Annotated in this window: 23 protein-coding genes, 1 other RNA gene and 1 pseudogene; 14 read left to right on the forward strand and 11 right to left on the reverse strand. The window is 57.5% G+C overall.

The features are described 5' to 3' along the window. Window positions 1–9: 9 nt before the first annotated feature. Window positions 10–414 (reverse strand): ferric iron uptake transcriptional regulator, encoded by a 405-nt coding sequence (fur, locus tag AO353_RS05665; protein ID WP_019691775.1) that lies wholly within the window; start codon window positions 412–414, stop codon window positions 10–12. Between the two features lie 97 nt (window positions 415–511). Here fur and AO353_RS05670 point away from each other — a divergent pair, with 97 nt between their 5' ends. Then, window positions 512–1,039, forward strand: a complete 528-nt coding sequence (locus AO353_RS05670) for an outer membrane protein assembly factor BamE (protein ID WP_054594074.1) — start codon at window positions 512–514, stop codon at window positions 1,037–1,039. Between the two features lie 60 nt (window positions 1,040–1,099). Here AO353_RS05670 and AO353_RS05675 read toward each other — a convergent pair whose 3' ends face one another. Genes AO353_RS05675 through AO353_RS05685 form a run of 3 tightly spaced genes read right to left on the reverse strand, consistent with a single transcriptional unit; the run spans window position 1,100 to window position 3,255 of the window. After that, complete coding sequence (locus AO353_RS05675; protein ID WP_054594075.1) at window positions 1,100–1,417, reverse strand: RnfH family protein; 318 nt, start codon at window positions 1,415–1,417, stop codon at window positions 1,100–1,102. Continuing rightward, the gene (locus AO353_RS05680; protein ID WP_054594076.1) at window positions 1,410–1,844 is read right to left on the reverse strand and encodes a type II toxin-antitoxin system RatA family toxin; all 435 of its coding nucleotides are present in this window, start codon (window positions 1,842–1,844) and stop codon (window positions 1,410–1,412) included. The genes AO353_RS05675 and AO353_RS05680 overlap by 8 nt, the downstream gene beginning before the upstream one ends. A 7-nt stretch (window positions 1,845–1,851) precedes the next feature. Further along, complete coding sequence (locus AO353_RS05685) at window positions 1,852–3,255, reverse strand: sodium-dependent transporter (RefSeq protein ID WP_054594077.1); 1,404 nt, start codon at window positions 3,253–3,255, stop codon at window positions 1,852–1,854. Between the two features lie 118 nt (window positions 3,256–3,373). On the opposite strand from AO353_RS05685, the gene smpB reads away from it, so the two are divergent. Beyond that, window positions 3,374–3,856, forward strand: coding sequence for an SsrA-binding protein SmpB (smpB, locus tag AO353_RS05690; protein WP_019691770.1), 483 nt, complete (start codon window positions 3,374–3,376; stop codon window positions 3,854–3,856). 185 nt (window positions 3,857–4,041) lie between these two features. Here smpB and AO353_RS05695 read toward each other — a convergent pair whose 3' ends face one another. Then, a complete protein-coding gene (locus tag AO353_RS05695; RefSeq protein WP_054594078.1) occupies window positions 4,042–4,809 on the reverse strand; it encodes an FCD domain-containing protein in 768 nt (255 codons plus the stop codon). A 261-nt stretch (window positions 4,810–5,070) separates the two neighbouring features. Here AO353_RS05695 and AO353_RS05700 point away from each other — a divergent pair, with 261 nt between their 5' ends. From AO353_RS05700 to ssrA, 7 genes are all read left to right on the forward strand, one after another. Next, window positions 5,071–6,759 (forward strand): lactate permease LctP family transporter, encoded by a 1,689-nt coding sequence (locus AO353_RS05700; protein WP_054594079.1) that lies wholly within the window; start codon window positions 5,071–5,073, stop codon window positions 6,757–6,759. A 150-nt stretch (window positions 6,760–6,909) separates the two neighbouring features. Continuing rightward, entirely contained in the window at window positions 6,910–7,734 is an 825-nt protein-coding gene (locus tag AO353_RS05705) for a (Fe-S)-binding protein (RefSeq protein ID WP_054594080.1), read from the forward strand. After that, window positions 7,731–9,185 carry a LutB/LldF family L-lactate oxidation iron-sulfur protein gene (locus tag AO353_RS05710; RefSeq protein WP_054594081.1) on the forward strand — a complete coding sequence of 485 codons (1,455 nt, stop codon included), beginning with the start codon at window positions 7,731–7,733 and terminating at the stop codon, window positions 9,183–9,185. Before AO353_RS05705 ends, AO353_RS05710 begins: the two co-directional genes overlap by 4 nt. Continuing rightward, window positions 9,185–9,856 (forward strand): LutC/YkgG family protein, encoded by a 672-nt coding sequence (locus tag AO353_RS05715; protein WP_054594082.1) that lies wholly within the window; start codon window positions 9,185–9,187, stop codon window positions 9,854–9,856. Before AO353_RS05710 ends, AO353_RS05715 begins: the two co-directional genes overlap by 1 nt. Further along, window positions 9,853–12,663 (forward strand): FAD-binding and (Fe-S)-binding domain-containing protein, encoded by a 2,811-nt coding sequence (locus AO353_RS05720; protein ID WP_054594083.1) that lies wholly within the window; start codon window positions 9,853–9,855, stop codon window positions 12,661–12,663. Before AO353_RS05715 ends, AO353_RS05720 begins: the two co-directional genes overlap by 4 nt. A 163-nt stretch (window positions 12,664–12,826) precedes the next feature. Further along, the gene (locus AO353_RS05725) at window positions 12,827–13,102 is read left to right on the forward strand and encodes a hypothetical protein (protein WP_054594084.1); all 276 of its coding nucleotides are present in this window, start codon (window positions 12,827–12,829) and stop codon (window positions 13,100–13,102) included. Between the two features lie 93 nt (window positions 13,103–13,195). Continuing rightward, window positions 13,196–13,589: a transfer-messenger RNA gene (ssrA, locus tag AO353_RS29525) on the forward strand. 560 nt (window positions 13,590–14,149) lie between these two features. Here the strand turns inward: ssrA and AO353_RS05735 are convergent. Together AO353_RS05735 and AO353_RS31475 are read right to left on the reverse strand one after the other, a co-directional pair. After that, complete coding sequence (locus AO353_RS05735; protein WP_081013702.1) at window positions 14,150–15,514, reverse strand: ArnT family glycosyltransferase; 1,365 nt, start codon at window positions 15,512–15,514, stop codon at window positions 14,150–14,152. 260 nt (window positions 15,515–15,774) lie between these two features. Beyond that, window positions 15,775–15,945, reverse strand: a pseudogene (locus AO353_RS31475) (XRE family transcriptional regulator); the annotation flags it as partial. 60 nt (window positions 15,946–16,005) lie between these two features. Here AO353_RS31475 and AO353_RS31180 point away from each other — a divergent pair. Both AO353_RS31180 and AO353_RS05745 read left to right on the forward strand, forming a co-directional pair. After that, window positions 16,006–16,152: a hypothetical protein gene (locus tag AO353_RS31180; protein WP_158246532.1), complete on the forward strand. Its 147-nt coding sequence runs from the start codon at window positions 16,006–16,008 to the stop codon at window positions 16,150–16,152. 435 nt (window positions 16,153–16,587) lie between these two features. Continuing rightward, window positions 16,588–17,940 (forward strand): OprD family outer membrane porin, encoded by a 1,353-nt coding sequence (locus tag AO353_RS05745; protein WP_081013703.1) that lies wholly within the window; start codon window positions 16,588–16,590, stop codon window positions 17,938–17,940. Window positions 17,941–18,033: 93 nt separating this feature from the next. Here AO353_RS05745 and gstA read toward each other — a convergent pair whose 3' ends face one another. Beyond that, the gene (gene gstA / locus AO353_RS05750) at window positions 18,034–18,693 is read right to left on the reverse strand and encodes a glutathione transferase GstA (RefSeq protein WP_173860014.1); all 660 of its coding nucleotides are present in this window, start codon (window positions 18,691–18,693) and stop codon (window positions 18,034–18,036) included. 121 nt (window positions 18,694–18,814) lie between these two features. On the opposite strand from gstA, the gene AO353_RS05755 reads away from it, so the two are divergent. Next, on the forward strand, window positions 18,815–19,666 hold the full coding sequence (locus AO353_RS05755) for a LysR family transcriptional regulator (protein WP_054598182.1): 852 nt from the start codon (window positions 18,815–18,817) through the stop codon (window positions 19,664–19,666). A gap of 148 nt (window positions 19,667–19,814) precedes the next feature. On the opposite strand, the gene AO353_RS05760 is transcribed toward AO353_RS05755, so the two are convergent. Beyond that, window positions 19,815–20,699, reverse strand: coding sequence for an EamA family transporter (locus tag AO353_RS05760; protein WP_054594087.1), 885 nt, complete (start codon window positions 20,697–20,699; stop codon window positions 19,815–19,817). A 119-nt stretch (window positions 20,700–20,818) separates the two neighbouring features. Between AO353_RS05760 and AO353_RS05765 the strand changes: the two genes are divergently transcribed. Beyond that, window positions 20,819–21,601 (forward strand): AraC family transcriptional regulator, encoded by a 783-nt coding sequence (locus AO353_RS05765; protein WP_054594088.1) that lies wholly within the window; start codon window positions 20,819–20,821, stop codon window positions 21,599–21,601. A gap of 88 nt (window positions 21,602–21,689) precedes the next feature. Beyond that, complete coding sequence (locus tag AO353_RS05770; RefSeq protein WP_054594089.1) at window positions 21,690–22,544, forward strand: DUF1460 domain-containing protein; 855 nt, start codon at window positions 21,690–21,692, stop codon at window positions 22,542–22,544. 234 nt (window positions 22,545–22,778) lie between these two features. Here the strand turns inward: AO353_RS05770 and AO353_RS05775 are convergent, their stop codons facing one another. Continuing rightward, on the reverse strand, window positions 22,779–24,119 hold the full coding sequence (locus AO353_RS05775) for an MFS transporter (protein WP_054594090.1): 1,341 nt from the start codon (window positions 24,117–24,119) through the stop codon (window positions 22,779–22,781). 42 nt (window positions 24,120–24,161) lie between these two features. After that, on the reverse strand, window positions 24,162–25,703 hold the full coding sequence (locus AO353_RS05780) for a class I adenylate-forming enzyme family protein (RefSeq protein ID WP_054594091.1): 1,542 nt from the start codon (window positions 25,701–25,703) through the stop codon (window positions 24,162–24,164). Between the last annotated feature and the right edge of the window lies 1 nt (window position 25,704).

The following is a 25,704-nucleotide window of genomic DNA, read 5'->3' on the forward strand; positions in this document are numbered from 1 at the left end:
GCGACATGCTTACTTTTTCTTGCGTACGTACAGCACCAGGTTGTGATCCACCAACTCGAAGCCGTGCTTCTCGACGATTGCCTTCTGAAGCTTTTCGATTTCTTCCTCGAAGAACTCGATCACTTCACCGTTCTCCACGTTAACCATATGGTCGTGGTGACCGCCGTCCGCCAGTTCGAAGACCGCGTGACCGCCGTCGAAATTGTGACGGACCACCAGACCAGCCGCTTCGAATTGGGTCAGTACACGGTAAACCGTGGCCAGACCGACATCCTCGCCAGCTTCCATCAGCGCCTTGTAAACATCTTCAGCACTCATGTGACGTTGCTCGGCGGAATCGAGCATTTGCAGAATTTTGACCCGTGGCAGGGTCACTTTAAGGCCGGCTTTGCGTAGTTCGCTATTTTCAACCATGGTCAGCTTTCTCGCGATGCTGCTTCGCAGCTACTCTTAATGCGGGTATGATCGGCGTTTACGTTGTCCCAGCCAAGATAGTGGAAGTCGCCCACCGATGCAAAACACCAAGCTCTTGCTAACCAGTTTCACCTTTGTGGGACTGCTCGCACTCGCCGGTTGTTCATTCCCCGGGGTTTACAAAATCGACATCCAGCAGGGCAATGTCGTCACGCAGGACATGATAGACCAGTTACGCCCGGGAATGACCCGTCGGCAAGTACGGTTTATCATGGGCAACCCTCTGCTGACCGACACGTTCCATGCCGATCGCTGGGATTACTTGTATAGCCTGCAGCCAGGCGGCGGTGAACGCCAACAGGAACGCATCAGCGTTATCTTCAACCCTAACGACCAGCTTGTCAGCCTGTCGGGTGATTTCATGCCTGGCGTGAGCCGTGACGAAGCGATTCTCGGCAAGAACAGCGGCACCACCGTAACCGCCCCTGCTGAAAACGCCGAGAAGCCAAAGCCAGAGAAACCGGTAAAACCAGGTTCGCTGCTGGACCAGATCCAGAAGGACGTCGACAAGGTCGAAACCGTTCCGGTCCCGACGCCAACACCGTTGGACACATCGCCGCAATAAATTGCGACACAACAAAAAGCCCGGCATGCCGGGCTTTTTGTTGCCTGTCATTTGGGAAATCTACTGATCCCGGGCCTTGGCCTGCGCCGCAGCCTTGGCCGCACGTAATCGGCGCACCTCTTTTGGATCCGCCAGCAACGCTCGATAAATCTCGATGCGGTCACCCGCCTGAACCTGACGATTCTCAGGGTCGGCAATCACCTTGCCGAAAATCCCCACGGGGCACGTCGCCAGGTCCAGTTCGGGGAATTGCTCGGCGATGCCTGATTCAGCCAATGCCGCTCGCAGTGTAGTGCCTACAGGCACCGCCACCTTGAGCAACATCTGCCGATCGACGGCGGCATACACCACCTCGACGTCAATCACCGGCTTAACCATGCAACTGCTTGGCGCGCTGACAGAACGCGTCCACCAACGTGTTAGCCGCCTGATTGAACAACGGTCCCAGGGTCGCCCGAACAATCGGCCCGGCATAATCGAACGACAGGTCCAGGCTGATCTTGCAGGCTTTCTCGCCCAATGCCTTGAACACCCAAACACCATGCAACTGATTGAACGGCCCCTCTTCGAGATGCATCTCGATCGAAGACCCGGCCACCAGCGTATTGCGCGTCACAAAGTGCTGGCTTAACCCGCCCTTGGCAACGCCTACGCTTGCACGCATGTGCACGGCAGAGCTCTCCAGCACTTCAGCCTCGGAACACCAAGGCAAAAATTCCGGATAGCGCGCCACGTCATTGACCAGGTCATACAGCGCTTGTGCCGGATACGGCAACAGGGCCGAACGTTGAATATGTGTCGTCATGTCAGCGTCACTTCCACAGCTGGGCGGCAAACACTACAAGAATGCCGATTGGCGCCACATAGCGCATCAAGAACAATGTCAGAGCAAACAATGCCGGGCTGCGCATCGACAGTTCGTCGCGCACCGCTTCACGGCCCATCACCCAACCTGCAAACACCACAAAGCACAAACCACCGAGCGGCAACATGATCCGCGAGGTGAAGAAATCGATCACACCAAAGAAATCCAGACCATTTTGCGCCCCCCACTGGTAGAGGTGAAACGCACCGCCATCATTCACGAAAAACTTAGCCTGCTTCCAGATATTGAAGGAAAACACCGTTCCCAAGCCAACAAACCAGCAACTGAATGCCAGCCAGAACGTCACCCAGCCACGACGGATGTTGGTCCGCTCAACCAGGTAGGCCACCATCGGCTCCAGCAAGGAAATCGCCGAACTCCAGGCCGCAATCGCCACCAGCACGAAAAACACCACCCCCATCAACTGGCCGAATGCGACGTTACCAAAGGCAAACGGCAGGCTGACAAACATCAATCCTGGCCCTTCGCTTGGGTTCAAACCGGCAGCAAACACAATCGGAAACAACGCCAGGCCGGCCAGCAACGAAACAAAGGTATCCAGTAACGCAACGCCGACGATGGTCCCGGAAATCGACGAATGCTTAGGCATATAAGCACCGTAGATCATGATCGAGCCCACACCGACGCTCAGGGAAAAAAACGCATGCCCCATGGCCGGCAGCAAGCCGTCCAGCAACTTGTCCGGGTTGAAGTCGAACATGAAATGCACGCCTTCCATGAAGTGCCCGGTGGTCAGGCTGTAGCCCAACAGAATCACCAGCATCACGAACAGCAACGGCATCATGATCCGCAAGCTGCGCTCAAGCCCCGCGACGACGCCTCTGGCGATAACGAATGCCGACAGCAACATGAAGAGGGTATGCCACAGCGTCAGACGCCAAGGGTCGGCGATCACCCCGCCAAAATAGGCGCCGACCTGATCGGCCGTCACGCCCTGGAAATCACCGCGCCCCATATCAATGATGTAATCCAGCGACCAGCCGCCCACCACACTATAGAAAGACAGGATCAGCAGCGCCGTGATCATCCCGGCAAACGCGCCCCAAGACCATTTCGCCGAATGCCCGGCTTCAAGTGCCAGAACCTTCAAGGCATTTGCCGGACTTTGCCGGGCACGACGACCGATCAGGGTTTCGGCCAGCATCACCGGCACGCCGATCAGCGCAATACACGCCAGAAACACCAACACAAACGCGCCGCCGCCATAGACGCCGACCATGTAGGGAAACTTCCAGATACTACCCAGCCCCACGGCTGAACCGGTCGCAGCGAGTATGAAAACCCAACGGCTAGCCCAACTACCGTGGACTGAAACCTTGTCTGACGACATCCTGAACACGCCCAACCGATCAAAAAAGAGGGCGCATTGTCCGGGATTCACTCAATGCGCTCAAGCACGCAGGTTCACCGTAGCCGACTCGCGCGCAACTCCCTATAATGCCGCCCCTATGGCTAAACAGAAGAAACACCCCGAAGGGACCATCGCGCAGAATAAAAAGGCGCGACACGATTACTTCATCGAACATCGATTCGAGGCTGGCATGGTCCTGGCCGGCTGGGAAGTAAAGAGTCTGCGTGCAGGCAAGGCACAACTGGTCGACAGTTATGTGCTGCTCAAGGATGGCGAGGCGTGGCTGCTCGGCAGTCATATCACTCCGCTGACCACCGCCAGCACCCACGTCATCGCCGACCCGACGCGCACGCGCAAGCTGCTGCTCAACCAGCGCGAGCTGGAGAAGCTGTTTGCCGCCGTGCAACAGAAGGGTTACGCCTGCGTCTGCCTGTCGCTGTACTGGAGCAAGCACTTGATCAAGTGCGAGATCGCTCTGGGCAAGGGCAAGAAGGAATACGACAAGCGTGATACCGAGCGCGAACGCGATGCCGGTCGCGAGTTGCAGCGCGCGGTGCGGAACAAGGGCAAGGAAGATTAATCTTCCAGCCTGAACGCGACCACTGTGGCGAGGGAGCTTGCTCCCGCAGGCCGGCCCGCGCTCGGGCGAAGCAGTCGTAAACCGGTAAACATATTCCGTCTGCGCGATTGTAATGACTGGCTTGAGGGCCGCTTCGCATCCCAGCGGGAGCAAGCTCCCTCGCCACACAAAATCCACTCACACAGCTACATCCCCTTGCGCCGCTCCGCCCGGGCCATGCGCTGCATTTCCTGACGCACTTCTTCGAGCACTTCCTGCACATACAAAATGTGTCGACTGGAAATTTCTCGCGCCTGCTCTGCACGCCCTTCGATAATCGCCTGATACAACTCCCGGTGCTGACTGATCAGCATGTCGCGGGTTTCGACGCCCTGCTTGTACATGCCACCGATGTTGGTCACCACGTTGCGCTTGAGCAGATCGAATAGCCCGCGAATAGTGTGTAACAGCACCGCGTTGTGACTGGCTTCGGCAATGGCCAGGTGAAAGTTCGCATCCGCCGCCCCCTCTTCCGCACGACTCACCTGATCATGCCGCGAGTAGCAATCCTGCAACTCTTCGAATGCCGCAGTCAGTCGTTCACGATCAACATCCGTCGCCCGCAATGCAGCGTAATAGGCGCATGAAGCTTCCAGCGTATGGCGAAACTCCAGCAGATCACGCTGGGCTTCGGGGTTGCTTTCCAGCAGATGCAGCAGCGGATCACTGAAGGTTGAACCGAGTGATTCAACCACATAGTTGCCGCCGCCCTGGCGACTGACCAGCAGCCCCTTGGCCGCCAGTTTCTGGATCGCCTCACGCAATGAAGGGCGCGATACACCGAACTGCTCAGCCAGAGCGCGCTCCGCCGGCAATCGCTCACCGGACTTCAGCGTGCCCTCCAGGATCATCCCTTCGAGCCGCTCGACAATATCGTCAGACAAACGGCGCTGACGAATCTGATCAAACCCCATAACTCATTCTCCACGATCCCGACGGCTCGCCGGGCTCTCTATTCTGGCCTATTGGCGTCGTGCCAGCACCTACCAGACGGCGTTTGATCGAACAGATCAGATGACCTCTGCACCGCTCATTCGACAAAAGTTTCAGGGCGACAAATTGACACACCACACCCAAGGCTTTTACCCTAGCCAACAGCGATTGTAAATTGGTATTACCAATTAACCAAGAACGCTGACCAGTGCCTGACCAACAACAATTAGGGGCCACCCCATATGCAAACCTGGCAACAGCTCTACAGCCCGCTCGGCAGCCTCGGCTTGTCCGCACTCGCGGCCGTTATCCCCATCGTATTTTTCTTCCTCGCTTTGGCCGTGTTTCGCCTCAAAGGACACGTCGCCGGGAGCATCACCCTGGCGCTGTCGATTCTGGTGGCGATCTTTGCCTTCCAGATGCCTGTCGACATGGCCTTCGCTGCTGCCGGCTATGGATTTGCCTACGGACTGTGGCCGATTGCCTGGATCATCGTGGCCGCGGTGTTCCTCTATAAACTGACGGTCAAGAGCGGACAGTTCGAAGTGATCCGTAGCTCAGTGCTGTCGATTACCGACGACCAACGCCTGCAAGTGCTGCTGATCGGCTTTTGCTTCGGCGCGTTCCTGGAAGGTGCCGCCGGATTCGGCGCGCCGGTAGCGATTACCGCCGCGCTGCTGGTAGGACTGGGATTCAACCCGCTGTACGCCGCCGGCCTGTGCCTGATTGCCAACACTGCGCCGGTAGCCTTCGGCGCACTGGGGATTCCGATCATCGTGGCCGGGCAAGTAACCGGTATCGACGCGTTCAAGATCGGCGCCATGGCCGGTCGCCAACTGCCACTGCTGTCAGTGTTCGTGCCGTTCTGGCTGGTGTTCATGATGGACGGGCTGCGCGGCGTCAAAGAGACCTGGCCGGCAGCGTTGGTGGCGGGCTTGAGCTTTGCCGTGACCCAGTTCTTCACCTCGAACTTCATTGGCCCGGAGCTGCCCGACATCACCTCGGCACTGGTCAGCCTGGTTTCCCTGACCCTGTTCCTCAAGGTCTGGCAGCCCAAGCGCTCGTTCGCCGAAGCGACCGCCAGCGTCGGTGCCGCAACCGTGAGAAGCGCCGGCGGCTTCGGTCAACCGCGTACGACCCAGCCTTCGCCGTACAGCTTCGGCGAGATCTTCAAGGCCTGGTCGCCGTTCCTGATCCTCACCGCGCTGGTGACCATTTGGACCCTCAAGCCCTTCAAGGCAATGTTCGCCGCCGGCGGTTCGATGTACAGCTGGGTGTTCAACTTCGCCATCCCGCACCTGGACCAACTGGTGATCAAGACGGCCCCGATCGTAGCCGCCCCGACTGCGATTCCTGCAGTGTTCAAACTTGATCCGATTTCGGCGACCGGCACGGCGATTTTCTTCTCCGCACTGATCTCGATGCTGATCCTGAAGATCAACTTCAAAATTGGTCTTACCACTTTGAAAGAAACCTTCTTTGAACTGCGCTGGCCTATTTTGTCGATCGGCATGGTGCTGGCCTTCGCCTTCGTCACCAACTATTCGGGCATGTCATCGACCATGGCGCTGGTACTGGCAGCCACCGGCGCGGCCTTCCCGTTCTTCTCGCCATTCCTTGGCTGGCTGGGCGTGTTCCTGACCGGTTCGGACACCTCGTCCAACGCGCTGTTCAGCTCGCTGCAAGCAACCACCGCACACCAGATCGGCGTTAACGACGTGCTGCTGGTGGCAGCGAACACCAGTGGTGGCGTGACCGGCAAGATGATCTCGCCACAATCGATCGCCGTGGCCTGCGCCGCGACCGGCCTGGTGGGCAAGGAATCCGACCTGTTCCGCTTCACCCTCAAGCACAGCCTATTCTTTGCCACTATCGTCGGCCTGATCACACTGGCCCAGGCCTACTGGTTTACCGGCATGCTGGTGCACTAAGACTACGAGCAACACAGAAAGAACCGACGCCGGACTTTAACTCCGGCGTCAGCGACTCACCACCCGGTCTGCAAGGCTGCTGAAAGCTTCCCGCTTTATAGTCAGCAGCCTCAGCGGACGGATAACCGGGCCCACCCGGAGACACGCCTGATGAGCGAGCTTTTTTACAACGCTGTGCCGAACGCGACCCGTGTCGCCCCGCCACTGCCTGAACCGCGCCAGTACCCCAGCGAGAAACCGCAGCGGGTCTACCTGTTCGGCACGTGTGTGGTCGACCTGTTTTATCCCGAAGCCGGGATGGACGCGATTCACTTGCTCGAACGCGAAGGCATTCGCGTGGAGTACCCGCAAGGGCAAAGCTGCTGCGGACAACCGGCCTACACCTCGGGTTACACCGAACAGGCCCGGACCGTAGCGCGTTCGCAACTGGCGCTGTTTGCCGGGGATTATCCGGTGGTGGTGCCTTCAGGCTCCTGCGCGGGCATGCTGCGTGAACATTACGCCGACTTGTTCAAGGACGAGCCGGACACCTTGAAACAGGTCCAGGCCCTTGCAGCGCGGACCTATGAGCTGGCCGAGTTTCTGCTGTTCGTCTGCAAGGTGCAGCTCAAGGACAGCGGCAAGCCGGTCAAAGTGGCGTTGCACACCTCGTGCTCGGCACGGCGGGAGATGAACACCCACTTGCATGGTCGCGAGTTGTTGTCGCAGCTGAGCAACGTGAAGCGGGTCGACCACGATCACGAAAGTGAATGCTGTGGCTTTGGTGGGACATTCAGCGTCCGAATGCCAGACATTTCCGGTGCAATGGTCGCTGACAAGACCAAAGCCCTGAAGGAATCCGGCGCACACACGGTACTGAGTGCCGACTGCGGCTGTTTGATGAACATCAACGGCTCGCTGGAAAAACAGAACGAAGCGTTACGCGGCCAACATCTGGCCAGCTTCCTCTGGCAGCGTACCGGAGGTGCGAAATGAGCACTTCCACGCTGATTCCAACGGTGGCGGTTGAAGAAGATTTTCGCACCCGGGCTCACGAGGCGTTGGGTGACAAGCAACTGCGAAACAACTTTCGCAGTGCAATGGATTCACTGATGGCAAAGCGGGCAGCGTCCTTCAGCGATGCCTTCGAGCGAGAACACTTACGCGCACTGGGCAATGCTATTCGTGCCCGCGCGTTATCCAAGTTGCCCGACCTGCTCGAGCAACTGGAACAGAACCTGACCCGCAACGGTGTGACAGTGCACTGGGCGGAAACGGTGGACGAGGCCAATGGCATCGTCTTGTCGATCATCCGTGCTCACGAGGCGCGGCAAGTGATCAAGGGCAAATCGATGGTCAGCGAAGAGATGGAGATGAACCATGTCCTCGCTGAACAAGGCGTTGAATGCCTTGAGTCGGACATGGGCGAGTTCATCGTCCAGCTCGACCACGAGAAGCCTTCACACATTATTATGCCGGCGATCCACAAGAATGCCGGTCAGGTCGCGTCCTTGTTCCACGACAAACTTGGCGTGGAATACACCAAGGACGTTGACCAACTCATTCAGATCGGTCGCAAGGTCTTGCGGCAGAAATTCTTCGAAGCGGACATCGGCGTCTCCGGCGTCAACTTCGCCGTGGCCGAAACCGGCACCCTGCTGCTGGTGGAAAACGAAGGCAACGGCCGCATGTCGACCACCGTGCCGCCGGTACACATCGCCGTTACCGGGATCGAGAAAGTCGTCGAAAACCTGCGCGACGTTGTACCGCTGCTCTCCTTGCTGACACGCTCGGCCCTCGGTCAGCCAATCACCACTTACGTCAACATGATCTCCGGCCCGCGCAAGGCACATGAACTCGACGGCCCGCAAGAAGTGCACCTGGTTTTGCTCGACAACGGTCGCAGCCAGGCGTTTGCCGACAGCGAACTGCGCCAGACGCTGAACTGCATTCGCTGCGGCGCCTGCATGAACCATTGCCCGGTTTACACACGCATCGGTGGCCACGCTTATGGCGAAGTTTATCCGGGGCCGATCGGCAAGATCATCACCCCGCACCTGGTTGGCCTGGCGAAAGTCCCGGACCATCCGAGTGCCTCGTCTCTGTGCGGCGCCTGCGGTGAAGTCTGCCCGGTAAAAATTCCGATCCCGGCACTGCTGCGCCGCCTACGCGAAGAAAACGTCAAAGCCCCAGACAGCCCTCATCAAGTGATGCGCGGCCAAGGCAGCAAGTACTCGCGCAAAGAGCGCTTCATCTGGAACGCCTGGGCCAAGCTCAACAGCTCGCCGACGCTGTATCGGCTGTTCGGCTTTTTCGCCACTCGCCTGCGCGCCCTCACGCCAAACAACATTGGCCCGTGGACACAAAACCACAGTGCGCCGAAACCTGCCGCTCGCTCACTGCACGACATGGCCCGCGAGCATCTGGCCAAACAGGGAGATCGCTGATGAGCGCCAAGCAAAACATCCTCGCCAAACTGCGCAACAGCCTGACCGGCACTACGCCAGTGCCTGACAATTTCGACGAAGCACTGGTGACCGAGCCTTACACCTACACCCCGGAACAACGCATCCCGCAACTGCGCAAACTGATGGAAGCGGTGCACACTGAAATACACCTGACCAGCGAGCGAGGCTGGCCCGAGTTGCTCGCGCAATTGCTGCGCGACCGACAGTTGCCGAGCCTGCTGATCGCACCGACTACACCGCACGGTCAACGTGTCACGCAGCACTGGGCGAACAATCCCGAGCTGCCCACACTCAAGGCTTACGACCGTCCGGTGGAAGAGTGGAAGGCGGAACTGTTCAACGACACCCCTGCCAGCCTGACTACCACCCTCGGAGCGATCGCCGCCACCGGCAGCTTGATCATCTGGCCGACCCGCGAAGAACCACGGCTGATGAGCCTGGTGCCGCCGGTGCATTTCACCCTGCTCAAGGCCAGTGAAATTCGCGACAACTTTTATCAGGTGCAACAAGAGTACGAGTGGGCCCAAGGCATGCCGACTAACGCCTTGCTGGTATCCGGCCCGTCGAAAACCGCCGACATCGAGCAAGTCCTGGCTTACGGCGCCCACGGCCCGAAAGACCTGGTGGTGCTGATCCTGGAGGACCAATGAGTCTACCGGCGGCTTTCCTGCGTGATGCGCAGCAACTGATTCCACAAGACCGACGTTTCGACGACCCGCTCTCGACCCTGGCCTTCGGCACCGACGCGAGTTTCTATCGGCTGATCCCGAAGCTGGTGATTCGTGTCGAGTCTGAAGATGAAGTGGTTGCACTGCTCAAACTGGCCCAGCGTGACCGGGTGCCGGTGACCTTCCGCGCCGCTGGCACCAGCCTCTCTGGCCAGGCCATCAGCGACTCGGTGCTGATCGTCCTTGGCGACAACTGGAACGGTCGCGAGATCCGCAGTCAGGGCACACAAATCCGTCTGCAACCGGGCGTGATCGGCGCACAGGCGAACGCTTGGCTGGCACCGTTTGGGCGCAAGATCGGCCCCGATCCGGCGTCAATCAATGCCTGTAAAATCGGCGGCATCGTCGCCAACAACGCCAGCGGCATGTGCTGCGGCACTGCGCAAAATACCTACCACACGCTGGCCGGCATTCGCCTGGTACTGGCCGATGGCAGCCGGCTCGACACCGAGGACGCTACCAGTGTCGCGGCTTTTCGCAACAGTCATTCCGAGTTGCTGGAACGTCTGGCGACACTCGGCCGCGAGACCCGCGCCAATAGCGAATTGGCCGCAAGGATTCGCCACAAATACCGTCTGAAAAATACCACCGGCCTGTCGCTCAATGCCCTGGTGGATTTCGACGAGCCTGTGGATATCTTGAGCCACTTGCTGGTGGGCTCCGAAGGCACGCTGGGGTTTATCAGCGCAGTGACCTACGACACGGTGATCGAACATCCGAACAAAGCCTCGGCGCTGATCGTCTTTCCGGATGTCGAAACCTGCTGCAACGCCGTAACGGTGCTGAAAACCCAACCGGTCTCGGCCGTGGAATTGCTCGACCGTCGCAGCCTGCGCTCGGTGCAGGACAAACCCGGAATGCCGGCCTTCGTCCAGCAACTGTCGGCCAACGCCTGCGCCTTGCTGATCGAATCCCGCGCTGCATCAACTGCGTTGTTGCACGAACAGCTGGCGCAGATCATGAATTCACTGGCCGCGTTCCCGGTGGAGAAACAGGTCGACTTCACGCAAGACCCGGCAGAAAACGCCAAGCTGTGGGCGATCCGCAAAGACACCTTCCCCGCTGTCGGTGCGGTGCGCAAAACCGGCACCACGGTGATCATCGAAGACGTAACCTTCCCGGTGGAACAACTGGCGGCTGGTGTGAACCGTTTGATCGAGCTGTTCGACAAACATCACTACGACGAAGCAATCCTTTTCGGCCATGCGCTGGAAGGCAATCTGCATTTCGTCTTCACCCAAGGCTTCAACAGCCCGGAAGAAGTCGCACGCTACCAGGCGTTCATGGACGACGTGGCGCAATTGGTCGCCGTCGAGTTTGGCGGCTCGCTGAAAGCCGAACACGGCACCGGACGCAACATGGCGCCCTTCGTCGAACTGGAATGGGGTAGCGATGCCTATCAGTTGATGTGGCAGCTCAAGCGCCTGCTCGACCCGAACGGGATTCTTAACCCGGACGTGGTGCTCAGCGAAGATCCGCAGATCCACCTCAAGCACCTGAAACCGCTGCCGGCCGCCGACGAGATTGTGGATAAATGCACCGAATGCGGCTTCTGCGAACCGGTCTGCCCGTCAAAAGGCCTGACCTTGAGCCCGCGCCAGCGCATCGTGATCTGGCGTGACATTCAGGCGAAAAAACGCTCTGGAGTCGACACCTCGGCGCTGGAAGAGGCTTATCAATATCAAGGCCTCGACACCTGCGCCGCCACCGGCCTCTGTGCACAACGCTGCCCGGTGGGAATCAACACCGGCGAACTGGTGAAAAAACTCCGTAGCCACACGGCAACCCGAACGAAAACCGCCAACTGGCTCGAAGGAAATTTCGCCACCGCGCTGCAAGGTGCGCGCTTCACGCTGCACGTGGCCAACAGTGCGCGGATGCTGCTGGGTGCGCCGCGGCTGACGAAGATTTCTGCTGCGCTGACCAAGCTGTCGAAAGGGCAAATCCCGCAGTGGACCAACGCCATGCCGCAACCGGAACGAGCGATTCGCTTCAGCCCGACAGTGACCGACGAGCGTCCGCGCGTGGTCTATCTGGCGGCGTGCGTGTCTCGGGTGATGGGTCCGGCGGCGGGAGACAAGGAGCAAATGTCACTCTACGACAAGACCCGTGGCCTGCTGGAAAAGGCTGGCTACCAGGTAGTTTCGCCGGACAATCAGGACAACCTCTGCTGCGGCCAGCCATTCGCCTCCAAGGGTTATGCCGAACAAGCCGAGCACAAACGCCAGGAACTGATCGGCGCGCTGCTGCACGCCAGCCGCGGCGGGCTCGACCCGATCTATTGCGACACCAGCCCCTGCACCTTGCGCCTGGTGCAAGACCTCGGCGATGTGCGCCTGGACCTGTACGACCCGGTGCGCTTCATTCGCACGCATTTGATCGACCGACTGGACTTCACGCCCCAGGAAGCGCCGATTGCGGTGCACGTGACCTGCAGCACTCAGCACCTCGGCGAGAGCCAGGCGTTGATCGATCTGGCGCGACGTTGCAGTAAGAACGTGGTGATTCCGGAAGGCATTCACTGCTGCGGGTTTGCCGGCGACAAGGGCTTCACCACGCCCGAGCTGAACGCTCACTCACTGCGCACATTGAAAGACGCCGTGCAGCATTGCAGCGAAGGCATCTCCACCAGTCGTACCTGTGAAATCGGCCTGAGCCAGCATGGCGGGATCGACTACCACGGGCTGGTTTACCTGGTAGACCGGGTGACCCAAGCCAAAACGGTCTGAAATCGACGCTATCCAGCAAGGGGCGCTCAGCCCCTTTGCTGTACTCTCCTGCCGACGAAAACAACGCTATTTTTCTCGCACCACAAGAACCCTTGTGCGCCGCCACAGTCTATCTGTTAAGCCCAAGCCACTTGCTTCCCGACGCTGTTCAAGGAGAAACCCCATGAAGCGATCCGCCCTGGCCGGACTGCTTATCTGCGCGACACTGACAACCGCCCACGCCTTTGCCTCAAACGAGAGCGATATGTGCGCAAGGAATCTTCAAACACTCACCAGCGAACTGGCCAATGCGACCAAGCTCGATGCCGCCACACAAAGCGACGCCACGAGCAAACTCCAGCAAGCCAAATCCGCCTATGACGCGAAAAACGACCGGGAATGCGTAGCCCTGACGCAGCAAGCGCTGCAGTCCGTCCAAAGCCACAAGAACAGCCAGTAATCCGCCTCTGATACGCAAGCGTGGACAGAAGGTCGACTCGCCCCACGCATTGGCGTACACTGTGTTCACCTGCTGGTTACACACAGCAGGTTCGGGGCCGTTTAGGATTCGACGCCGGTTGCGAAACTTTAGGTGCATGCCGAGTTGGTAACAGAACTCGTAAATCCACTGTTGCAACTTCCTATAGTTGCCAATGACGAAACCTACGGGGAATACGCTCTCGCTGCGTAAGCAGCCTTAGCCCTTCCCTCCTGGTACCTTCGGGTCCAGCAATCATCAGGGGATGTCTGTAAACCCAAAGTGATTGTCATATAGAACAGAATCGCCGTGCAGTACGTTGTGGACGAAGCGGCTAAAACTTACACAACTCGCCCAAAGCACCCTGCCCGTCGGGTCGCTGAGGGTTAACTTAATAGACACGGCTACGCATGTAGTACCGACAGCGGAGTACTGGCGGACGGGGGTTCAAATCCCCCCGGCTCCACCAAACGAAGCATCAACAAAGCCCGCCTAGTGCGGGCTTTGTTGCATCTGGGGTTTGGGGCTTGGGGCTTGGGGCTTGTTGCGCAAGCACTCTTTGTTGAAAGCCGGCCCGGAACGCGGCATTACGTTGTTTTCCAATCCGTGCCAGCAGCTCAACCTCGCGATACTCAACCCGGATCAGGCCATGCTTGAAAACGACTTTCAGCTTGCCAGCCTCCACCTTGATATCCTCCGCGACCCGAATGTGAGCAGGTACGGCTACGCCTCGACTCGCAAGCCACCGCATTTGAAACCATCAACGCCGTGCTCTTCGCGATGCTAGACCCAGTCAGCAAAAAAATGATCGTTGCCTGCAACTTCACTGGCATCACTCGCGGTGCTGTCCAAGCCTATTTCCTTGGCTACGTCCTAGCCGAACTCCATCGGGGGCACCCGTCAAAAATAAATTTCCCCCCTTTTCCACAGCTTTTATCTAATACTCGCGGCCGCCCTTAGCATCAGTGCCTTGTTGGTTGCCAAACGAAAGTTGAAGTTGTTGTAACTCAACCCATCTGACCGAACACCTCACCAAAACCAATAAGGCAGAAACTTTGGTGTCGGCTCATGGGCCAACTCCAAGTTGTAAGTAATAGAATTAAAGAAAAACATATCCAATATAAGGAAAGCGATAGCACCAAAAGAAAAAATCACAAACTCACGATGTGGATGCGCGCAGAAACTCGACTCCATCCAGGGCCGAACTGCAACAAGGGAAATCAACCCCACTAACGCACCGAAATAGTTTGGCCGAAGAGGTGTCACAGCATAAAAACCATATGTAAATACAAGCAGCAACAGTCCCAGCCCAATAACTGGCAAGTTCAAGCAAAAGCCCAACAGCTTATCTCTGGCGCTTGCAAATAGTTGGCTGCGATCTACAAAAATGTAGGCAGCCAACAAGGAAATGGCGGGGGTAATTGAAAGTACATAACGCGCCTTTTTAGAGCTTGGAATCGTGAACAGCACGACTACCACAAGGAGCCAGCCCGTGAGATACAAGAGCATGTTCGTGGTCGGATGAGCTGAACGCTCAAAAAAGTACTTACCCGTCTTGATGATGACGCTCAAAGCAATAAAAGCGGTTACGCCATAGGTCAGCAAGCCTGCAGAGAAATAGAAGTAATAACGGGGCGCGTGATCACTGCCAAACCGCCCCAACCCCTGCATGATCAAGACCTCTTGTAGAAAGGCGTCACCACCTTGTACGTAGGCAGCCCATGCCAGCACTGCAATACCTGTGGCCAGGACGAGGCCCGCGAACAAGGAGAACACCACCAGCATGCGCCACTGCCGGCTTAACAGATAATAGGAGGCAACTACACTGGCAGGGCCGATCAGGCCAATAGGGCCACGAAATGCAAAGCCCAGCGCAAGCCCCGCGAGTACCAGTAGCAACCGAAAACGTTGTTTATGCACCTCTCCCGAATAGGCCAGGTAGAAGCACATCACGGTAAAAAGTGCAGGGTATACATCCAGCGCCAAGGAGTTTACGCCGTCCAAGAATGACCAAGTGAACAGAGCAAACACAACACCATAGGCACCCCATTTTTTTTCATGCAGCGCACCCAGCTTGTAAATAAACACCAGCATCAAGGCGGCGGCAACACAAAAAGGGAAACCCATCGAAAGGATGGATACACGGCCAAACGGCAAGGAAACCAGATACACGAGGAGCGTGTTGAGCACCGTATAATCAGGGTATGGCTGCAGATCATCAGCGATTGGAAACAGCGTAATCCCATGCTGCAACATATACTGGGCAAAGTCGACAAAGCGCGTGGTGTAATTGAGCACGGCAGGCTTATATTGCAGAATAGCCAATATAACAAATGCCATTATGAAAATAAATGAGCATGGCTTATTTACAGCCACTTCCTTTAACCGTTTCATGTGACCCTACCGCCCCTGAAAACGCGCAGGCTACCATGTTGTTTTTGGGTCATCCAGATTGCAAAAGTAAAGAGTTGTTAAAAGCAGTACAGCCTATTTATTCAAACTATCCAGATGCGTGCGCTTTCTGAATGCGAGCTGAACAGCACTTAAAAAAAGTGTACACACTCCATTACAGGCCTTGTTTTTTTACAGATAAACTCTAACAACGTGAAGACTCAGGGTGTTTAAAAAGTTGGTTTTAACTGACTCCGACAACCTCATGACTCCGGCATCACTACCATCACTTCAGCAACTGCCCCCTCCTCGCCTTCCGCCAGATAGATATGACCAATTGAGCTATTGAAATAGGTTGTTTCGCGGCAACCGATGCCGAGGGATTCGCCGGTCTCGAACTGAATCCGCACGCGCCCCGACAGGACCCCGGCCCACCAAACAAAGCATCAACAAAGCCCGCCTAGTGCGGGCTTTGTTGCATCTGGGGTTCTAGCTTGTTGCGCAAGCAACTCTGCCAGAAACGCGGCATGACGTTGTTTCCCATTCCGGGCCTGCGGATCAACCTCGCGATACTCAACCTGGATCAGGCCCAGCTTGAAAACGACTTTCAGCTTGCCAGCCTTCCCCACCTCCCCCCTTGATATCCTCCGCATCCCGAATGCGAGCAAGTAAGGCTACGCCTCGACTCATAAACCACTGCATTTGAAATTGGTTACGCCACGCTCTTCGCGATGCCAGACCTGGTCAGCAAAAGAAATGATCGATTCCCGCAACTCCACCAGCGTCATTCGCGGCGCTGTCCAAACCTGTTTCCTGGCTACGTCCTAACTGAACTCCATCGGGGACACACTTCGTTTTCTTCTTCAGCGCCTTTTTTATATGCAGGTCAATGCAACGAACATCTAAAGATCGCGTAACCGAATTGTCATATTCGAAGCCCTTAATGCGTTTCAAAATATTGCAGCGATTCAAATGCTTGGCATCAGCGCTGCAAAACTGCCGATGCATGGGTAACGGATTGCCTTGGATGAACAAGTCCGTCGGCAGGGTGAATTACCCTGTGAACGAGATCCATGATGATCAAGAAACTAGCCGTATCCCTCGTTGGCGCTTTGCTGGGAGGCGCGATGTTGCCTGCCCATGCGGACTTCATCGACGACAGCCATGCCGACTTGACCCTGCTCAACCGCTACCTCAATCAACAAGGCCGTGACGTGGTGGGCAGCACCGCCAAGGCCAAGAGTTACCGCGACTGGGGACAGGGTTTTCAGTTCAATTTCCGCTCCGGTTATACCGACGGTGCTGTGGGTTTCGGCCTGGATCTTGAGGCCTTTTACGGCCTCAAGCTCGACTCTGGTGGTGACCTGAATAACAAGGATCACCAGAGTCGTTATCCCGGCAGCATGTTCCCGCTGGATGATGGGAAATCCGCTAATGACTTTAGTGTCTTGAGCCCGACCTTCAAGATGCGCTTCCTCAAGGATGAGTTGCGCGTTGGTATGCTCAGCCAAAATAACCCGATGCTGGCCAACACCGATGGGCGTCTGTACCACCAGACCAACACCGGCGTGCAACTGGTGTCGAAAGACCTGTCCGACTTCACCTTCACGGCTGGCGACATCGTCCGGACGAAAATTCGCAATGAAAGCAACGACAGTGACATGACCACTGGCGGCGGTGCGAAACTCAGCGACCGCTTCCTCTATGGCGGTGCTGACTATACAGGCCTTGCCGACACCACCTTAAGCCTGTGGTACTCCAAACTTCAGGACTACTACCAACAAGCCTTCATCGGCGCCAAGCACACCAGCGCGCTGCCGGTCGGTAGCCTCCTCAGTGATTTCCGCGCCTACCGCAGCCTGGGCGTAGGCGGCAACGCGAATGGCGACAGCGACTTTGCCACCGCGGGTTCTTACGGTGACGGCTTGACCAAGGGGCGTATTAACCAGTCCACTATCAGTTTGATGGAAAGCTACAGCCTGGCGGGCCACACCATTGGCTTGGGGGCCCAGAAAAACACCGGTGACAGTGACTTCCCTTACCTGGACTCCGGGCTTAACAGTGGCGATGCCCGACAAGGTCCTGGCGCCGGCGCTGATACACCGGCACTGACCAACCTGCAACTGAACAAATTCCAGCATGCTGGCGAAGAAACCTGGATGGCTCAGTACAAATACGACTTCGGTCAGTTGGGCATCAAAGGCCTTGGCTTTCTGGCCACCTACGCGCACGGCGATAAGATCAAAGTAACTAAAGGCGGCGACAGCGAATGGGAGCGCGACTTGGCGCTGAGCTACCAGGTGCCTGATGGTAAGTTGAAGGGACTGGGCGTGACCTGGAAAAACGCCCAGGCCAACCCTAGCCTGACGGGCCAGACCAAGCAGGATGAAAACCGGCTCTACGTGAGTTATGTCGTACCGCTTTGGTAAGCACCGATAGTGCAAAAAAGCCCGCAAATGCGGGCTTTTTTATACGTGCGCCAGGCATGGCGCGTTGCGCGTAAGCGCCCTCGCCGAGAGCGGTTAGGGGGAAACGTTATGTAAAGGACGCAAAGAATGTGGAGGCCCTTCAACCTTCAATGCCTCGCCCACTGCCGACCTTGCACTGACCCTCTGGAAATAGGCCTGCAAATTGTCCCATGCCGATAGATCGATTTCTAATCGCTTGGCCCACGTTAGCATTGTGAACAGATAGGCGTCAGGGGCGCAAAACCCGTCCCCCATCAGGTAGTCCCTCTCGCGCAGCTCATGATCGACATACGCTAGTCGTGGCGAAACCAGGCGCCGCGTCGCGCTCTGCCCTTCGATCGTCTTCGCCAGAAAGTTTGCACTGACCCCGCCATGCCGCTCGGGCGTGATGAAGTTCTTGTGTACCTCGGTCGAAATGAAGCCAAGCCATTCCAGTGCGCGATAGCGCTCAAAGCGCCCCTGCGCCGGGAGAAGATTGCGCTCCGAGTGCTGATCCGAGATGTACTGCAGAATGACGGCACACTCGGTCAGGATCGCCCCATCGTCTGTTTTCAGGGTCGGCACGTACGACTTCGGATTGATCAGGTCGTAATCTCCGCCGGACCACTGCTTACTCATCAGATCAACTTTCTCAAGCGAAAAGGAGGCGCCTGCTTCACGCAGGAGAATATGAGGAGCAAGGGAACTGGCCCCAGCCGCGTAGAACAAAATCATGATTGTCTTCCCGTATTTGCTCACAGGGCGGTAAGCCTGATGATGCATGCAGGGACTATAGGGTTACGGGAAAAACCGGAAAACGCGTGCTGGCGCAACTCAAGTGTGCGAAATTGCACTCATGATGAATTGGCAAGATCTGCACCATTTTGTTGTCGTTGCTCGCCTCGGCTCATTCACTGCCGCGGGGAAAGAGTTACGCGTCGATCACGCAACAGTGGGCCGACGTATTACGGCCCTTGAGACATCTCTCGGGATGAAACTGGTGGAGCGTCTGCCACGCTCATCGCGACTCACGGAGGACGGCTTGGCGCTGGCCGCGATTGCCATGCCGATGGAAGCCATCACCGATGCGATAGGCCGTCATGCACGTGGTACGGCTCCTTTGTCAGGGACCGTGAGACTGAGTGCTCTCCCCATTCTGGCGAGTGCATTGATAGCACCGAGTCTCGCCCGCTTGCGCTCGCACTATCCGGCCCTCAAGGTCATTCTCAGCGCGGCCTCAGGTGTTGCTTCACTTGAAAAGGGGGAGTCGGACGTCGCCATCGGGTTCGTACGACCTGAAACAGCCGGTCGCATTGTTCGCAAGGTAGGCTCAATGAAGCTCGGCCTCTATGCCAGCCCAGCGTATGCGTTGAGGCCCTCACCGACCTGGACATTCATTGGCTTTGAGGAGGCGCTCCATCAAATTCCCCAACAGCGCTGGATACAACGCTTCGCAGATGGGCGCCCCTTCGTGCTTCAAAGTAGCGATGTCGCAACGCAGCTAGCTGCCGCACGAGCAGGCATCGGCGTGGCGATACTTCCCTGTTTTCTCGCTGATCGAGATACGGCGCTGGTCAAGATTGAGCTTGATGACGAACCGACAGCGCGGGATATCTGGATGTCTGTTCATGCTGACGTACGGCGCTCCCCCGCTGTACGCGTCACCATGGATCATCTGATTGATCTACTGGGCCATGAACTGGGGTAGGTGCTGGGGCTTGGCTAACTCGGATTCGTAGCGGCACGTTTTCGTCAGGTGCGATTGTGTCGAGACACCTGACCTACCGAAATGGGAGCCCGGAAACGGTGCTCTGTCTTTCATCGCGCTCGTTCAAACATCGCCAGCTCCCCCGCTCCTATTCACCAGCCTGTGCAATCCGCACCCGCTCGCGCCCCTTCATCAACCCCACTGCAAGCGCCGACAGGATCAACGCAATAGAAATCCCTTCGTTGAAATCAACCCGATGCCCGAGCATCAGCATCGAGCCGGCGACGCCAAATACCGGTATCAGTAAAGACAGCGGTGCCACCCTCGAAACCGGGTACTCTCGCAGCAGTAGATTCCAGCCCCAATAACAGAAATGTGTCGCCGCGTAGACTTGAAACAACAGCGAGAACACTGACACCCATTCAAGGTGTGCGACCAGGGAGGTAAACGGAGCGGAACCGTGCGCCAGCCAGGTGAGCGCCAGTAAGGGGATCGGCGGGAACAGGCTGGCCCATACCACAAAGGCAAACATTTCCCGGACCTTTGACTGTTTGATGATGATGTTGCCGACACTCCAGCTAAATGCACTCACCAGCAACAAGCCATAACCCACTGTCGTTGCCTGGCCCGGGCTGCTGAAAATAATGCTGATCAAACCCAGCGCTGCAAGCCCCACCCCAAGAGTCTGTCCAAGGCTCAATTGCTCGCGAAACAGCAACACCCCCCAACCCAAGGTAAAAAATGCACTGAACTGAATCAACAGGGCTGCGGTCCCTGGTGGCACACCCAGTTCGATGCCCAGGTTGATCAACGCCCACATCGCGACCCCGAAAATCAATCCATAGGCGGCCAACCACCCCATGGCGATCGACGGCCGCCGGACAAAAAACACCCACGGCAACGCCGCCAGCGTAAAGCGAAGAGCCGTCAGCAGCAGTGGATCAATAGCCGCCAGACCCAGTTTGGTGATGGGAAAGTTCAGACCCCAGACAGCCGTCACCAACACGGCCAGGATCAGGTGTTTTTTCTGCATGAAGTTCTATTTCCAGTATGCCGGGCCAGTGGCTGTATGCCCCAACCGCGACGCCACTATGCGCAACAGGGGCAATGGCTCGCTTGCACTATCAGGTCATAAATCATTAAATTCGGGCCATGCGCGAAACTGAAATAGATCCCTACGAAAACACTCCCCGCGATGCAGTGGTCACGGCCAATAACTATCTGGATGGCCAGCACTTTGCTCTGCATACGCACCGACGTGGCCAGTTTGCCTACGCCGCCTGTGGCGTCATCACGGTATTCACTCGCCAGGGCAACTGGGTCGTCCCCCCACAAAGAGCTATCTGGGTACCGGCGGGCGTCCCCCATGAGATGAGCATGAGCGGACCGGTGACCATGCTTAATACCTACATCCGTAACCGCGCCGCCGCTCGACTCGGTCTGCCTGCGCACTGCCAGGTATTCGGCGTCTCGGCATTGCTCAAACAACTGCTGATCCGGGCCATGGACGTTCCGGCACTGTATGCCAAGGAAGATCTGGACGGACATTTGATGACCTTGCTGCTCCACGAAATAGCCGGCATGTCGCCCTTATCGCTCAATGCACCGCTGCCAAGCGAACCACGGCTGGTGCACGTCTGTCGAACGCTGCTGGAGCAACCGTCGCTGGAAACCGGAATTGATGATATGACTCGGCAGGTCGGGATGAGCCGCCGCACATTTACCCGGCTGTTTCGCCAACAAACCGGTATCAGCTTTGTCGAATGGCGTCAGCAGGCATGTCTGTTGGCGGCCGTGGTGCGTTTGGGTAACGGAGAGGCAATTACGCGGGTGGCAACTGATCTGGGCTATAGCAGCCCGAGTGCCTTCACCAGTGTTTTCCGTCGAGTACTGGGCGAAGTACCCAGTCGGTATTTCCCGAAAAAAATGCTTTGAACTTTCCCCGGCAGTCTCAAAATCCCCACAGACCTATCAATAAACATTACCATTTACGACGTAACAGCCGAAAACGATGGAAACTCGAATGCGCAGGTCTGCTGTATTTCTTTTGGTATCCATGCTGACAGCGTGCGGGACTGGGCTGCCCGTCGAGAAAACGAAAGCAGTGGAGAACGTAGCCTCCGCAAATGGGCACGCCCCACTGAACATGGATGGTTATACCGCCAGCAAACTGGATGCCCTGCTCAAAGAACGCTCAGCGATCAATCCCGAAGACATAGGGCAGATGAACAATCTGATTTCACGGGAGTTTTTGGGACGGCCCTATTCCGCGAACAGGTTGCAGGGCTCTGCTACCACGCCGGAAGCATTGGTCGTCGACTTCAGGGGCCTGGACTGTTTCACCTATCTGGATTACGTCGAAGCGCTGAGAAAGTCCAACAATGAAGCGGACTTCTTCAAAAACCTCATTCAGACGCGTTATGTGAACGGCAATCTCGATTACCTGCATCGCCGGCACTTCTTCACCGACTGGTCACAGGCCGAGCAAAAACTGGCCGACGACGTCACCGCGCAAATCAGCCCTCATGCGGTAACCGTGGTTAAGCGCCTCAATCGAAAAGCCGATGGCAGCGCTTACTTGCCGGGCGTGCCCATGACCGAGCGCACGATTACCTATATCCCCAGCGCGTTTGTTAACGACCATGTGATCAGCCGTTTGCAGACTGGCGATTACGTTGGCATCTACACCCAACTCGCCGGCCTCGACGTTACCCATACCGGGTTCTTTATCAACAAGGACGAAGGGCCCGTGCTGCGTAATGCCTCTTCGAAGAAAAAGAACCGGGAAGTCGTAGACTCTCCCTTCAAGGACTACATCGCGAAGACCCCGGGGATCGTGGTGTTACGAGCGCGGCAATCTGTGCCTGAGGTTCAATGAGTTCTGGTTCGCCCGTGTTGTGCGAACCCTCTACGCGCTCAAACAGCAACAAAGCCCATCTTGTGCGCAATGCTGTTCACTTAAGGAAGTCTGGAGGCCTGAGAAGTATCTGTGGCGAGGGAGCAAGCTCCCTCGCCACAACTGCGGTTGTGCCTGAAACATCGGCTTAAGTGAACAGCATTGCGTCTTGTGCGGGCTTTGTTGCATCTGGGGCTTTGTCTTTCACTTACCTGTTCAAGGCGTGGGCGCCAATGCCAGATCGGCTCGCCCAACATTCGGTTTCTCGGCGGGACTTGCGCAGGCGACAAAATCCTCCTTGCGCAGTAGCACCAGTGCGATCAGCGATACCACACCCGTGCCGATGTAAAAGTACCAGGGCGAGGTAATGTCGCCGGTTACCTTGATAAGCCAGGTAGAAATCAGCGGTGCGCTACCGCCAAATACCGCCACCGGAATGTTGTACGCCACCGCGATGCCGGTGGAGCGGATTCGCGTGGGCAACAACTCGCTCATCAACGCGTAAGTCGACGAGGCATACAGGCCGAACAAAATCGCCACCGTCATCAACGGATAGATAAACGAAGCCGGCGTCGCCGTGGGTGCCGATTTGAACAGCCAGTACATCGCCAAAGTGGCCAGGGTGCCGACCACCAGCAAAAACGGTTTGCGCCCGTATTTATCGGTGAACGCGCCGCCGAACGGCATGACCACTGCGGCCGAGAGGCTGGCGACGAAGACGTAGAGCAAGGTCGTGCCGCTGTCGAACTTGAGGATGCTCGACATGTAGGTCGAGGCGAAGGTCAGCACCAGATAGAAGATCGAGCTGTGCAGGGTAATGATGAAGAACACCAGGGCAATCGCCCGTTTCCACTGCCAGACTTCTCGCAGAGGAGCTTTGGAGGTTTCCCCTGCGCGCTGCAGCGCGAGGAACTCAGGACTGTCTTCGAGCTTCAGGCGGATGTACATCGAGATCAGGCCCAGCGGCGCCGCTATCAGGAACGGAATGCGCCAGCCCCAGGCTTGCATCAGGTCAGCGCCCATCACCCAGGTCATGCCGTTGGCCACCGCACCGCCCAGCAACAGGCCGAGCACCGCTGTCACCATCAACCAGCACGTCGCAAATCCGCGTCGCCCGGGCCCAGCGTACTCGGAGATGAAGCTGGTGATGGTGCCGATCTCGCCACCGGCCGAGAAGCCTTGCACACAGCGGATCAGCACCAGAAGAATCGGTGCTGCGATACCCAGCGTGGCATAGGTCGGCAACAGCCCGAGCAGAACGGTAGAGCCGGCCATCATCACCAGCACCGTGATCAGGGTTTTGCGCCGACCGATCTTGTCCGCCAGCGGACCGAAGAACAGCCCCCCCAGCGGACGGATGAAAAAGCTCAAGGCAAAAGCCGCAAAACTGGCGAGCAGGCTGCTGGTCGGGTCGTCGGAGACGAAGAACGCCTTGCCGATATAGACGGCGAGAAAACCATAAACGCCGTAGTCGTACCACTCGATCAGGTGGCCGGACGTTGCACCGATAAACGCCCGACGCCGTTGCCGGGCCGGGTTTTTCTGTTGAATGCCCACGAGAGGGACTCCTGTCTGATTTCTATCCATGGAAAACACAACTCAAGGAACTGCAGTGCCGCTCGCGGCCTCCTTCAACCAGAGGCGCAAGTCGGTCTTGAGAATCTTGCCGTAACTGTTCTTGGGCAGCTCTGTGCGAAACACATACTTCTTTGGCTTTTTGAACGACGCCATGCGTTCGATGAACCAGGCATTGAGCAAAGACTCGTCGAGCACCCCGGCACTGCGGGGGACGACAAACGCTACCACCGATTCCCCCCACTGCACATCCGGCTCGCCGACCACGCAGACTTCAAATACTTCAGGGTGTTGCGCCAGCACTTCCTCGACTTCCCGCGGGTACACGTTGCAGCCCCCGGAAATGATCACATCCTTGGAGCGATCGGTCAGCGTCAGATATCCCGCGCAATCAAGAAAACCGATGTCGCCAGTCAATAGCCAGCCATCCACCAAGGTCTGGCGAGTCGCGGGCTCATTGCGCCAGTAGCCCTGCATGACGGTGGGTCCGCGCACGGCAATTTCCCCCGACTGGCCGGCTGGCAACGGCCGGTGCTCTGGGTTCAGGATCCTGATCTCCACGCACGAATGTGCCCGCCCCACGGAAGCGGCCAGCAAGGCCCAGTCGGGACGGTTGCGATCGGCAATCAGTTCTCGCGACAAGGCGCTGATCGTCATCGGGCTCTCGCCCTGACCGTAGATCTGCACCAGCCGTGCACCAAAGGTCTCGACCGCGTCTTGCAGATCCGCCAGGTACATCGGCGCGCCACCGTAGACGATGGTTTTGATCCCGTCGCCGCCATAGCCTTGGCGACGGGCCTGCTCAACCATGCGCTTGACCATGGTCGGTGCGGCGAACAGGGTGATATTGCGCAGCCCGCTCGCCAACTCGAACAGCTCGTCGGCCTTGAAGCCACGGGATTCGGGGACCACATGGCGAGCACCGCAACGCACATGGATAAAGTTGTAGAGACCGGCGCCATGGGACATTGGGGCCGCGTAGACCACCGCGTCATCCGGGCTGACCGGATCAACGTCGAGCGGATAACACAGCGACATGGCCGTCAGGTTGCCATGAGAGAGCATCACCCCTTTGGATCGCCCGGTGGTGCCGGAGGTGTAGAACAGCCAGGCAAGGTGATCGGCATCACGAGAACGGGGATCTTCCAACGTCGTTACATCGACCGAAGCGCACGCCAGACTGGCCGCTGCATTCAGCTCTCGACAGTCCTGCGGCAACGCCTCGGGCAAGAACACCTCGCCGCCATCGGTTAAAATCAGCCGGGCTTGCGCATTGTCGACGATCCAGCTGGCTTCAACAGGGTGCAGCTTGCAGTTGATCGGCACCACCACCGCGCCCACCCACCAGACGGCATAAAGCAGTTCGAGGTATTCGCAGCTGTTCTTCATGAACAGCGCCACACGGTCGCCGGGCGCAATACCGTGCTCGTTTATAAGTTGCGCTGCACGGCTACGGACACGGACGGCAAACGTGGCGTAGTCGGCGACTTGCCGCTGCCCCTCGAACAACGCTGGACGCTCTGGCCAGCGTCGGCCGGCGTCGTTCAACCAGTTAGCAATATTCATG

The sequence above is a fragment of the Pseudomonas fluorescens genome (assembly GCF_001307155.1).
GTDB classification, from domain to species: Bacteria; Pseudomonadota; Gammaproteobacteria; order Pseudomonadales; family Pseudomonadaceae; genus Aquipseudomonas; species Aquipseudomonas helvetica.